General features: G+C 62.0%; 12 protein-coding genes. 6 read left to right on the plus strand and 6 right to left on the minus strand.

The features are described 5' to 3' along the window. Positions 1 to 34 precede the first annotated feature (34 nt). Entirely contained in the window at positions 35 to 1,198 is a 1,164-nt protein-coding gene (locus AC30D9_RS08560) for an AlgP family protein (RefSeq protein WP_490143880.1), read from the plus strand. Here AC30D9_RS08560 and AC30D9_RS08565 read toward each other — a convergent pair. Continuing rightward, positions 1,195 to 1,659: a TIGR02444 family protein gene (locus AC30D9_RS08565; RefSeq protein ID WP_307572673.1), complete on the minus strand. Its 465-nt coding sequence runs from the start codon at positions 1,657 to 1,659 to the stop codon at positions 1,195 to 1,197. The genes AC30D9_RS08560 and AC30D9_RS08565 overlap by 4 nt on opposite strands. Positions 1,660 to 1,709: 50 nt before the next feature. Here AC30D9_RS08565 and AC30D9_RS08570 point away from each other — a divergent pair, with 50 nt between their 5' ends. From AC30D9_RS08570 to rhtB, 3 genes are all read left to right on the plus strand, one after another. Next, positions 1,710 to 3,620: an ATP-binding cassette domain-containing protein gene (locus tag AC30D9_RS08570; RefSeq protein ID WP_134926338.1), complete on the plus strand. Its 1,911-nt coding sequence runs from the start codon at positions 1,710 to 1,712 to the stop codon at positions 3,618 to 3,620. Continuing rightward, the gene (locus AC30D9_RS08575; RefSeq protein WP_109752622.1) at positions 3,620 to 4,201 is read left to right on the plus strand and encodes a mechanosensitive ion channel family protein; all 582 of its coding nucleotides are present in this window, start codon (positions 3,620 to 3,622) and stop codon (positions 4,199 to 4,201) included. The genes AC30D9_RS08570 and AC30D9_RS08575 overlap by 1 nt, the downstream gene beginning before the upstream one ends. 92 nt (positions 4,202 to 4,293) lie before the next feature. Then, the gene (gene rhtB, locus AC30D9_RS08580) at positions 4,294 to 4,926 is read left to right on the plus strand and encodes a homoserine/homoserine lactone efflux protein (RefSeq protein ID WP_490143881.1); all 633 of its coding nucleotides are present in this window, start codon (positions 4,294 to 4,296) and stop codon (positions 4,924 to 4,926) included. A 57-nt stretch (positions 4,927 to 4,983) separates the two neighbouring features. Here rhtB and AC30D9_RS08585 read toward each other — a convergent pair whose 3' ends face one another. From AC30D9_RS08585 to AC30D9_RS08600, 4 genes are all read right to left on the minus strand, one after another. Continuing rightward, a complete protein-coding gene (locus AC30D9_RS08585) occupies positions 4,984 to 5,727 on the minus strand; it encodes a penicillin-binding protein activator LpoB (protein ID WP_307572666.1) in 744 nt (247 codons plus the stop codon). Between the two features lie 3 nt (positions 5,728 to 5,730). Continuing rightward, entirely contained in the window at positions 5,731 to 6,318 is a 588-nt protein-coding gene (lpoB, locus tag AC30D9_RS08590) for a penicillin-binding protein activator LpoB (RefSeq protein WP_490143882.1), read from the minus strand. A gap of 98 nt (positions 6,319 to 6,416) precedes the next feature. Continuing rightward, positions 6,417 to 6,788, minus strand: a complete 372-nt coding sequence (locus tag AC30D9_RS08595) for a YcfL family putative periplasmic lipoprotein (protein ID WP_134926331.1) — start codon at positions 6,786 to 6,788, stop codon at positions 6,417 to 6,419. A gap of 18 nt (positions 6,789 to 6,806) precedes the next feature. Continuing rightward, complete coding sequence (locus tag AC30D9_RS08600) at positions 6,807 to 8,201, minus strand: COG3014 family protein (RefSeq protein WP_490143883.1); 1,395 nt, start codon at positions 8,199 to 8,201, stop codon at positions 6,807 to 6,809. A gap of 314 nt (positions 8,202 to 8,515) precedes the next feature. Here AC30D9_RS08600 and AC30D9_RS08605 point away from each other — a divergent pair, with 314 nt between their 5' ends. Together AC30D9_RS08605 and AC30D9_RS08610 are read left to right on the plus strand one after the other, a co-directional pair. Continuing rightward, the gene (locus AC30D9_RS08605; protein WP_490143884.1) at positions 8,516 to 10,414 is read left to right on the plus strand and encodes an FTR1 family protein; all 1,899 of its coding nucleotides are present in this window, start codon (positions 8,516 to 8,518) and stop codon (positions 10,412 to 10,414) included. Positions 10,415 to 10,524: 110 nt separating this feature from the next. Beyond that, positions 10,525 to 10,980, plus strand: a complete 456-nt coding sequence (locus AC30D9_RS08610; RefSeq protein ID WP_490143885.1) for a YaiI/YqxD family protein — start codon at positions 10,525 to 10,527, stop codon at positions 10,978 to 10,980. Between the two features lie 125 nt (positions 10,981 to 11,105). On the opposite strand, the gene elbB is transcribed toward AC30D9_RS08610, so the two are convergent. Next, positions 11,106 to 11,774 (minus strand): isoprenoid biosynthesis glyoxalase ElbB, encoded by a 669-nt coding sequence (elbB, locus tag AC30D9_RS08615; protein ID WP_134926325.1) that lies wholly within the window; start codon positions 11,772 to 11,774, stop codon positions 11,106 to 11,108. Positions 11,775 to 11,800 lie beyond the last annotated feature (26 nt).

Consider the following 11,800-nt stretch of genomic DNA (forward strand, 5'->3'; position numbering starts at 1 on the left):
ATGAGCCGCACTTACGTCAGTCAGGAGGTAAACCATGTCGGCCACCAAGAAGCCTGTAAACACTCCGTTGCACTTGCTCCAACAACTCTCGGGCAGCTTGCTCGAACATTTGGAAAATGCCTGCTCCCAAGCCCTGGCTGATGCTGAGAAACTGCTCGCCAAGCTGGAAAAACAACGCGGCAAAGCGCAGGAAAAACTGCACAAGTCGCGCACCAAACTGCAAGACGCAGCCACCGCTGGCAAGGCCAAGGCACAAGCCAAGGCCAAAGATGTCGTGAAAGAACTCGAAGACCTGCTCGATGCCTTGAAGGATCGTCAGTCCGAAACCCGCGCCTACATTCTGCAACTCAAACGCGATGCCCAGGAAAGCCTGAAACTGGCCCAGGGTGTCGGTCGTGTGCAAGAAGCCGCAGGCAAGGCGCTGACACTTCGTGCTGCCAAGCCTGCCTCTGTATCGGCCAAGAAGCCGGCGGCTAAACCCGTTGCGGCAAAAGCACCGGCTAAAGTCGCTGCCAAGCCTGCCGCCAAGGCACCGGCCAAAGCTGCCAGCAAGCCTGCCACCAAACCCGTCGCTGCCAGCGCTGCAAAACCTGCGGCTAAAAAACCAGTCGTCAAAGCAGCCGCCAAGCCAGCCGCAAAAACGGTGGCCGCTAAACCTGCTGTCGCCAAACCCGCTGTAAAAGCTGCTGCAAAACCTGCGGCAAAAGCTGTTGCCAAACCTGTGGCTAAAACCGCCGCCGCAAAACCTGCCGCGACCAAAACCGCTGCTGCGAAACCTGCTGCCAAGGCGGCTGTAAAATCCACAGCCAAACCTGCCGCAGCCAAGCCAGCTACCAAGCCTGCGGCGACCAAAACGGCTGCGGCCAAGCCTGCTGCTAAAGCGGCTGCCAAGCCAGTCGCTGCCAAGGCACCCGCCAAAGTGGCGGCTAAACCCGCTGCCAAACCGGCTGCTGTGAAACCTGCTGCCAAACCAGCTGCCGCGAAGCCGACCGCTGCCAAACCCGCCGCCAAACCAGCGGCGAAACCTGCCGTGAAAAAGCCAGCCGCTGCAAAACCCTCGACTGCACCAGCAGCCAAACCAGCGACGCCGGCTCCGACCGCGGCACCTGCTGCAACCGTCAGCACTCCGGCCGCGGCGCCCAGCCCATCCGCCGCCGTTGCGCCGAGCACCAGCAGCAACCCAACCAGCGCTTCCTAAGTGCCGGACACCGCGACGCGCAGCTGATGCAGCGCGTCGCGGCTCGCTGGTCCGGCATTCGCCGCCAGCCCTTGCAGCCATTGCGCTGAATCGTTCTGTCGTGTCCCAGGCCAATCCTTGGCCAGCGCTTCCAATCGTTCGAGCAATTGCCGTTCGGCGGCCAACTCCAGCTGCTTGACCTGTTCGCGCAGGTCATTGAGCGTCGTGTCCCGGAGGGCGCCGGTTTTCCATTGGCTGCGAAGTGTGCGCAGTGGCCGCACCACCTCGGTATCCCATGGCTCGGCCAATTGTCGAAGCTGCCGCAGCCTTTGCTCAGTGCAAGCCACGCCGCGTTGCGCCAGCCACAGGCCGCAAAGCAGCAGGCAGACATTGGCGCCGGCGTCCTGCGACGCCAGGCAGGCGGGCTCTACGCCAGGCTTGGCATAGAGGTCGAGGGAAAAACTCCACAGGTCAGGGGACATCGTGCTACTCGCGCCAGTTGCGAGCGAAGCTGGTAGACTCCGCCGCCATTATGATCCGACTTCAGAACCTGACTTTACAGCGTGGCCCGCAACGTCTGCTAGAAGACGCCGAGCTGACCCTGCACGCCGGCCACAAAGCCGGCCTCATCGGTGCCAACGGCGCCGGCAAATCGAGCCTGTTCGCCTTGCTGCGCGGCGAGCTGCATCCGGACTCGGGCGATTGCCTGCTGCCGGCCGACTGGCGTATCGCCCACATGCGCCAGGAGGTCGACACCCTCGAGCGCCTGGCGGTGGACTACGTGCTCGATGGTGACCTGCGCCTGCGCCAGGTGCAACGTGATCTGGCCGCCGCCGAAGCGGCCCACGACGGTGCCGCCCAGGCCCGCCTGCACGCGGAGCTCGACAGCGCCGACGGCTACACCGCCGATGCCCGCGCGCGCAAATTGCTTGCCGGCCTGGGTTTCACCAATGAACAGATGGATCGTCAGGTCGGGGATTTCTCCGGTGGCTGGCGGATGCGCCTGAACCTGGCGCAGGCCTTGATGTGCCCTTCGGATCTGCTGTTGCTCGATGAGCCCACCAACCACTTGGACCTCGACGCCATCATCTGGCTCGAAGACTGGCTCAAGAGTTACCCCGGCACGCTGCTGTTGATTTCCCACGACCGCGATTTCCTCGACGCCGTGGTCGATCACGTAGCCCATGTCGATCAGCGCAAGCTCACCCTGTACCGCGGCGGCTACAGCGCCTTCGAGCGCGCCCGTGCCGAACGCCTGGCCCAGCAACAGCAGGCCTACGAGAAACAACAGGCACAACGTGCGCACATGGAAAGCTACATCGCCCGCTTCAAGGCCCAGGCCACCAAGGCCCGCCAGGCCCAGAGCCGGATCAAGGCGCTGGAGCGGATGGAGGAGTTGTCTGCGGCCCATGTCGATTCGCCGTTTGATTTTGTCTTCCGCGAGTCGACCAAGATTTCCAGTCCGCTGATCGACCTTTCGGATGCGCGCCTGGGTTATGGCGACAAGACCGTGCTGGAGAAGGTCAAGCTGCAACTGACCCCGGGTGCGCGGATCGGTCTGCTGGGCCCCAACGGTGCCGGTAAGTCTACCCTGATCAAAAACCTTTCCGGCGAGCTCCAGCCTTTGGCCGGGCGCCTGACCCGGGGCGAGAACACCGTGGTCGGCTATTTCGCCCAGCATCAGCTCGACTCCCTGGATTCCAAGGCCAGCCCACTGCTGCACTTGCAACGCCTGGCGCCGACCGAGCGTGAGCAGACCCTGCGTGACTTCCTCGGCGGTTTCGATTTCCGCGGCGCGCGTATCGACGAGCCAGTGCTGAATTTCTCCGGTGGCGAAAAGGCGCGCCTGGCGCTGGCGTTGATCGCCTGGGGCCGACCGAACCTGTTGCTGCTCGACGAACCGACCAACCACCTGGACCTGGAGATGCGCCTGGCCCTGACCATGGCCTTGCAGGAATTCAGTGGCGCGGTGCTGGTGGTGTCCCACGATCGGCATTTGCTCAAGAGCACCACGGATAATTTTTTCCTGGTGGCCGACGGCAAGGTCGAGGAGTTCGACGGCGATCTGGAGGACTACGCCCGTTGGCTGGTGGAGTACCGCCAGCGCAACGCGCCGGTCAGCAGCACGCCGATCAACCCGGACAAGACCGACAAGAAAGCCCAGCGCCAGGCCGCCGCCGCATTGCGCCAGCAACTGGCGCCGCACAAGCGCGAGGCCGACAAGCTCGAAACCGAGTTGGGCAAGCTGCATGAAAAACTGCAAAAGATCGAAACCAGCCTCGGCGACAGCGGTCTCTACGAGGCGGCGCGCAAGGATGAGTTGCGTGACCTGCTGGCCGAGCAGGCCAAGCTGAAGGTTCGGGAGGCTGAGCTCGAGGAGGCTTGGATGCAAGCGCTGGAACTGCTGGAAAACCTGCAAGCGGAGCTGGAGGCGTTGTCCTGATGGAAGCGTTGGCGTTGCCTGTCCCTGTCATGTGGATCGAGCCGATCTGGCTCGGTGTGCAAATCCTGCTGATTCTGCTGGCCGGTTATGTCGCACAGCGTGTCGTGGCGCGGGCCCTTACAGGCCTGGGTGAGCGTTACCCATTTCCGCCGCAATTGGTGATCATCCTGCGAGGTGTACTGCGCTGGCTGATCATGGGCAGCGCAGTGCTGGTGGTGCTCGAACGCCTGGGCGTCTCGGCGACGGTACTGTGGACTGCATTGTCGGGTTTTGTCGCGGTGGCAGCGGTGGCGTTCTTTGCCATCTGGAGCGTGCTGTCGAATCTGTTCTGCGCCGTGTTGATCTACACCGTCGGACCGTTTCGCCTGGGCGATGTGGTCGAGTTGGTGGACACCACGGACAAGCCCGGCATCAAGGGACGCGTGGTGGCGATCAACCTGCTGTACACCACGCTGATCGAAGCCGAAGAACTCGGCACCGGCAGCGCCATGGTGCAAGTGCCCAACAGCTTGTTCTTCCAGCGCTCGGTGCGCCGCTGGCGCGGCAGCGAGGCGTTTCCGGTCGGCGGTTTCGTCGAGTAGATCCGGCGGCTGTCTTTACAAAAAAGCAGTAGTCAAGCGTGCGGCGGCGCATTAGCTTAGGCGTTTTCGACGAGTCTGAGCCGAGGTGTGCGATGGTGCTGGAAACATGGCTGGCGTTTTTCGCTGCATGTTGGGTGATCAGTCTTTCCCCGGGCGCCGGTGCCATTGCATCGATGTCCAGTGGCTTGCGCTACGGTTTTTGGCGTGGCTACTGGAATGCCCTGGGCCTGCAACTGGGCCTGGCATTGCAAATCGTGATCGTCGCCGCCGGTGTTGGCGCGATCCTCACTGCGTCGGCCACCGCGTTCTATGCGATCAAATGGTTCGGCGTGGCCTATCTGGTTTACCTGGGTATCAAGCAGTGGCAAGCCCTCCCCGGCGATATCAGCGATGAGGCTGTCGTGCGGCAGATCGGCAATCCTTTGGCACTGGTGTTTCGCGGCTTCCTGGTCAATATCAGCAACCCCAAGGCCTTGGTGTTCATGCTGGCGGTGCTGCCGCAGTTCATCGATCCCCATGCCCCCTTGCTCGAGCAATACCTGATCCTGGGCGTGACCATGATCTGCGTTGACCTCATCGTCATGGCCGGGTACACCGGGCTGGCGTCCAGAGTCCTGCGTCTGTTGCGCACCCCGAAGCAGCAACGGCGGATGAACCGCGTCTTCGCTGGCTTGTTTATCGGTGCGGCGGGTTTTTTGGCGACGATTCGCAAAGCTGTGGTGTAACGCCGAACGAAACCTGTGGTGAGGGGATAATCCCCTCACCACAAATCGCTGAACCCTTCAGCGCAAAATCACCGGCGCGCTATCGCGTGGCAGATTGTTGCGCTGTGCGGGCTCGCGGGGTTGTTCGTAGCTCGGCCCACCCAGCTGTTCGCTCAGCTGCCGCGCCACGTCTTCACCCAAGGCCTTGGACACATCGCGTACCACCCGTGGCCGGTTGAGGCTGATGTGCACGTCCCGGTGGTTCAACAGCTTGGTGTCCTGGCCTTCGCCCATGGCCGTGAAGGCCGAGGTGATTTCGTAGGTCTTGGTGTTGATCAGGCTGAAGTCTGCCACCAGGGTCAGCGCAAGCACGGCCGAGTAGCTGTCGGTATTGGCCAACTCGTTGATGTCTCGGGTGAAGTCGATGTCCGACACTGTGCCGAACAGCACGTAGTCGGCGCCCTTGAAGTTCCCGGCCTTGATGCGCTTGATCACGTCATAGACGTCGCCGTTGGACGTCGCCGTATGGGGTGTGCCCTGGGTCAGCTGGAACATCCCGCTGCGCAGGATCTCGCCCTTGATGTCGCCAGTGAACTTGCGCAGTTCGCCCTGCTCGATGTAGCTGCTGGTGGCTTCCATCTCATCGTAGCTCGAGGAAGCGCTGGCGCTGTAAGGGTTCGCCTGGAAGTTGCTCTGCGCTGAAACGGTGTGGATGTATTCCTCCACTCGCTCCTGGTACGCAAGGTCGGTCACCGCGACTTTGGGGGCCGCCTGCGCGCCAAATGCGCAGGCCAGGGCCATGATGCCTATCCATGTGCGCATGGCTTAGCGCTCCGTGGTCTTGCGGATTTCTTTTTCGTCCATCCACTCGGCCAGCCCGCTCTCGACGTCGATCAATTGCAGGCTGAATTTGTAGAAGACGTCCTTGTAGTCGCTGCTGCGCTTGACGATCGAGCTGATGGAACCTTCGAGGCGGTACTTGGCCGCGATCATGTTGCCGGTCTTGGCCACGGTGCTTTTCTTGTACAGGCCGCTCTGGTTCTGCAGTTTGAGCTGGTCGACCTGGCTGTCCATGGCGGTGTTGTCGCTGGCGAAACGGGCAGCGCCGGTCTTCATCAGCTGGGTCTTGATGCTGGTGGTGATTTCGCGAGTGTCGATGTACTCGCTGGTCTTGTTCTTCACATCATAGACCTGGACCACCGGGCGCCCCTGCAAAACGCCGGACTGGGCCAGGGAGCGGGTCATGGACTCGGCGATCATTTGCAGGTCGGTGGAACCGAACTCGTTGGTCACGGTTTCCACGGCCTTGGTATCGCCGTAGCTGATGTTCTTGTTGCCCAGGACCGGCGAGTTGTTGGCGCAGCCGCTGACCAGCAGGACGGCGAGGGCGAGGGAGGAAATGCGTACGAACATGTGGGGTCTCTCGAAAACTGGATAAAAGGTCTGAAAAATGGGGCTGCTACGCAGCCCAGCGGGGATGAATCCCCTCGCCACAGGAATGTGCATCTGTCTTAAGGGGTATTGATTTCCAGTCGGAAATCCACCGCCTTGGGTGTCGGCGCAATGGCCGGCAGGAAGCTGGTCTGTTCGCCGTACAGCGTCAGGCTTTTCCAGGTTTCTTCCTCGGCGATCGGGAAGCCTTCCGGCCCCAGCCAGGCAAAGCGGTAATACATGGTCTTGTTGTTGTAGCTGGTGTTGCTCAGCTGGACATTGACGGTCAGGTAGCCGTTTTCCCGGGCTACGCGCATGGCGCCGACCACGATGTTCTTGGTCTTGCCCATCGCCACGACCTTGCTGGCGGCGCTGCCCGGCTCCGGGGGCGGCGGGGTGGCGCAACCGGCCAGCAAGGCCAGGGCACCGACGGCGATCAGTTTTAAACGCATGTGAACAAGACTCCTTTCTTAAGGTTGCTTGAGGGCAATGGCGGTCGGGTTGGCGCTGGGCATCACCTGGGCAGCCAGGCCACCGGCGAACACCTGGTTGCCCACCGCCCGCAGGCTGATGACCTGGTAGCGCTGGTCGACGGTGACCTTGACCACCGAGCCGCCCACCGAACTTGGCACGGTGACCTGGTGTTCGCCTTTCTTCAGGCGCAGGCGCACTACCTGGGTGTAGTCGGGCAGGGTGCGCCAGGTCCGGGTGTCGGCGCCTTCGAGTACTGCCGAAGTGAGGCCGACAGCTAGGCCGGCCAGTGGATTGGTATCGTTGATCTGCTTTTGCGCCACGCCACGAGTGATGGCGCGCACGGTGGTGCGCAGGATGATGCCCGGCATGTCGTCGCGCAGGGCGCGGCGGGACATGGCGGTGGTGCTGTTGAGCTGGGTCAGGTCCAGTTGACGACCGTCGACACCGATCTGGCCGACTGGGGCAGTGGAGGTATCAGGCTTGATCACAGGGAATGACAAAGGCGTGATGACCAGGTTGCCGCTGATCGGCAAGGGCAGGGGAATGCGGATCGAATCCCGCGACGGTGCCAGGCCACTCTGCACCACGATCAGGATGTCGCTGTCATCGTTCTTGGCGGCAGGCTTGTCGAGGTTGAGCAGGGCTTGCTCCAGCAGCGGTGTGTTGGGGCGCAGTTCGGCGGCCTTGCGATAACCCGGTGCGGCCAAGTCCTTTTCACCCAGGGCTTCATAGACGAAGCCGGCCAGGTAATGGCTGAACGCGCTCTGGTAACTGTTTTTCAGGCTGACCACTTCCGGGGCGTCGAGGCTGGCCACCGGATAACCCTTGAGGTCCTTGTATTCGGTCTTGACCCCCTGCTTCTCGGCGTCTTCCTCGCGCTTGAGGTATTCCTTGTCCCGCAGGTCGGCGATCACCGCTTCGCGTTCGTGGGTCTTCTTGATCTGGGTCCGCGCACCGTCGAAGTCATTCACGGCCAACAGGTTCAGCGCCATCTGCGTGGTCAGCATGACCTTTTCGTAGTCGTAGCCTTCGTAGCGGCGGACTTTATCGTTGACCAGGAAACTGCCGAACTGGGCCAGGTACTTGGCCGTGTCGAGCTTGACTGCATCCTCCCACTGGCCAACCTGCTGATCGGCGCTGGTCCAGGCCACCTGGCTGCCGGACAAGTCGCCCTTGGCGCGCAGCAGCTCACCTTTTTCGAAGTAATACAGCAGGTCCTTGTCCTGGCTGCTGTTGTTCTTTTCCAGCAGGGTCAATGCCGCGTCGACGTTGCCGGACGCCAGTTGCTGGTTGGTCTGGGCCAATTCGCTGTCGTAGTTGCGAAAGGCCGAGCAGCCGGACAACAACGTGATCGCACCGAGGGCGACCGAAAAAACGGCACGGGATGCCATGAACATTTCTTCCCTGAGTAACAGCCGGGTTGTGCGGGTCGGGCTGGAGCGATCCCACGGACAAGCGTCGGGACGCTGTCAGTTCCTCATAAAAAAAGGAGCTTTTATGCCGTCGAATAATAAGAAGGCGGGCGATTATAGACATGGCGCTTGGCTATGTAATGGCTTTTCAATCTCGAAATGCTGTTTTTGTGACATCACTTACAAAGCATGAATATCCGATGAAAATGTGCCGCCAAAACACATCAGCTCTTGAGCCAAAGCCATTGGAAGTGAACAATGTGTTACTTCTTATTTCCAACTGAGAGTCATTCATGACTGCGCCGTTCCGTTTCCTGGCCTGGCTTGCGCTGCCATTGCTTGCGCTGTGCAGCACCCCGCTGCTGGCCGACACCGTCGAGGGTGCTCCCCAGGCCCTGCATTTACTGGACTACATCGGGGCGGATTACCCGGCGACGGTCGAGGCGGGCAAGGTCATCGAAGACGGGGAATACCGTGAGCAGCTGGAATTCATCCAGGTGCTGGAGGGGTTGATCGCCGGGCTGCCGGCCAAGCCGGAGAAGGCTGAACTGGTCCAAGGCATCGGCACCTTGCGCAGTGCGATCACCCAGCGCCAGGACGGCGGTGATGTCGCCCGCCTGGCGCGACAACTGGGTGCCAGGCTGGCGGTGGCGTATGAAGTCAGTCAGGCGCCGATCATCACCCCGGATCCTTCCCGCGGCGCGCCGCTGTACGCACAGAATTGCTCGGTGTGCCACGGTGCCAGCGGTGCCGGTGACGGTCCCGCCGGTGTTGGCCTGGAACCGCCGCCCGCCAACTTGCGCGACGGTCAGCGTCTGGATCGCCTGAGTCTCTATGCGATCTATAACACCCTCGGCATGGGCATCGAAGGCACCGACATGCCGGCCTTCGCCGATCAGCTCGACGACCGTCAGCGCTGGGACCTGGCGACCTACATCGCCAGCTTCAGCGCCGATCCGGCGGCCGCGAAGAGTGAACAGACCTACAATCTTGCTGACCTTGCGCGTCAGACCCCGTCGGAAGTCCTGGCTGCGCAAGGTCCGGCGGCAGCGGCCACCTTCCGCGCCCAGCGTGCCCAGCCGCCACAGGTACAGCGCGGCCCGGCGCAGTTGCTCGACTACACCGCCGCGACCCTGGACAAAAGCATCGCGGCGTATCGTGCCGGTGATCACGACCAGGCCTATGACCTGTCGGTAGCGGCTTACCTGGAAGGCTTCGAGCTGGTGGAAAGCTCGCTGGATAACGTCGATGCCAACGTGCGCAAGGACACCGAAAAGTCCCTGATGGCCTACCGTCAGTCGTTGCAGGACGGCTTGCCGGTGGAAGAGGCCGTACAGCGTCTGGACGCGGCCAAGGCCAAGTTGAAGGCATCCGCCGACCTGCTGGGCGGCGATGGCTTGAGCTGGTCGCTGAGCTACATCTCCGGGTTGCTGATTCTGTTGCGCGAAGGGCTCGAAGCGATCCTGGTGCTGGCGGCGATCCTGGCGTTCCTGCGCAACACCGGCCAGCAGTCGGCCGTGCGCAGCGTCAACGTCGGTTGGGGCTTGGCGCTGTTGGCCGGCCTGGCGACCTGGGGGCTGGCGGCGTATGTGATCGACGTCAGCGGTGCCCAGCGTGAATTGCTCGAAGGCGCGACGGCGTTGTTCGCCAGTGTGATGGTGCTGTGGCTGGGGGTGTGGATGCACGACCGGCGCCACGCAGCGGCCTGGCAGGATTACATCAAGAGCAGCCTGGTGGGCGGTGGTGGTCGTTTTGGCTTTGCGATCCTGGCGTTCTTCTCGGTCTATCGCGAACTGTTCGAAGTGATCCTGTTCTACGAAACCCTGTGGCTGCAAGCAGGCCCCGCCGGGCACAACGCGGTGTTGGCCGGTGGCGCGACGGCGCTGGTGTTGCTGGTGGGGCTGGCCTGGGTGATCCTGCGCGGCTCGGCGAAACTGCCGCTGGCGCTGTTCTTCAGCATCAACGCGGCACTGTTGTGCGCGCTGTCAGTGGTGTTCGCCGGTCATGGCGTGAAGGCGTTGCAGGAAGCCGGGATCTTCGGCACCCATCCGGTGGCGTTCTTCGACTTCGACTGGCTGGGCATTCATGCCGATGCCTATTCGCTGACTGCTCAAGTGGTGGCGATCCTGGCGATCGTGGTGCTGTATGGGCGCAGTTGGGTGGTCGAGAAGCGTAGAGTTCAGGTTTCCTGAGAAAAGCATTCGCTGCGCTCATTATCGCGAGCAGGCTCGCTCCCACAGGATGTAGGCTGTCTTTGTGGGAGCGAGCTTGCTCGCGAAGCTTTTAAAGAGGAACAATCCCAATGCGCGTATGGATCGACGCCGACGCCTGCCCCAAGGCCGCGAAGGAGCTGGTGGTCAAGTTTGCCTTGAAGCGCCGGTTCGAAGTGGTGCTGGTGGCCGGTCAACCGCAGATCAAGCCGGCCCTGGCCTGCGTGAAGCTGATCGTGGTCCCCAGTGGCCCTGATGCGGCGGACGATTACCTGGTGGAACACGCCGAGCCGGGTGAACTGGTGATCTGCAGTGATGTGCCCCTGGCCGACCGGTTGGTGAAGAAGGGCGTCGCGGCCCTGGACCCGCGAGGCAAGGAGTTCGATGCCCAGAACATGGGCGAGCGGCTGGCGGTGCGCAACCTGTTCACCGATTTGCGTGAACAGGGCCACACGGGCGGCGGCCCGGCGGCTTACAGCGAGCGGGACAAGCAAGGGTTTGCCAATGCGCTGGATCGGATATTGACGCGGTTGGCCCGAATGCCATAAACCCTGCGCATAACCCCCTGTGGGAGCGAGCCTGCTCGCGATGGCGGTGGATCAGCCAATCAACATGTTGCCTGTGCCGGCGCTATCGCGAACAGGCTCGCTCCCACAGGAAAGAGTCGGCGGTGTCAGGCGTCGTTCTCGTGCGTCAGTTCCAATACCCGGTCCACCAGCTTGTTGATGCCTGAAGCCGCTTCGCTGATGTTCTGCGCCAACATGTAGGCCGGGGTGCTGACCAGTTTGCGTGCGGTGTCTTCGACGATGTCGGTCACGGTACATTCCTCGTGAGTGCCGCCCATCTTGACCACGGCCGCGGCGGTGTCGGCGTCGTTGCCGATGGTGCAGACCACGCCAGGACCGTAGATTTTCGCCGCCAGGGCCGGGGAGATGCAGATCAGCCCCACCGGTTTGCCGGCCTCGGCAAAGGCCTCGGCCAGCGCCAGGACTTCTGGCTGGACGGTGCAACCCGGGCCTTCGACGGCAAAGTTGGAGAGGTTTTTCGCCGAGCCAAATCCACCGGGTACGATCAGGGCATCGAAGTCCTCGACCCTGGCTTCACGCAAATCCTTCACATTGCCCCGGGCGATCCGCGCCGATTCCACCAACACGTTGCGGCTTTCGGGCATTTCCTCGCCGGTCAGGTGGTTGATCACATGCAACTGGGCAATGTTGGGAGCGAAGCACTGGACCTGTGCCCCGCGCTGATCGAGGCGCAGCAAGGTGATCACGCTTTCGTGGATCTCGGCGCCGTCATACACGCCACAGCCGGAAAGGATCACTGCAATTTTTTTGCTCATGGGCTTTTCTCCAGATTCATGGCGTT

The sequence above is a fragment of the Pseudomonas sp. DF11 genome (assembly GCF_058148565.1).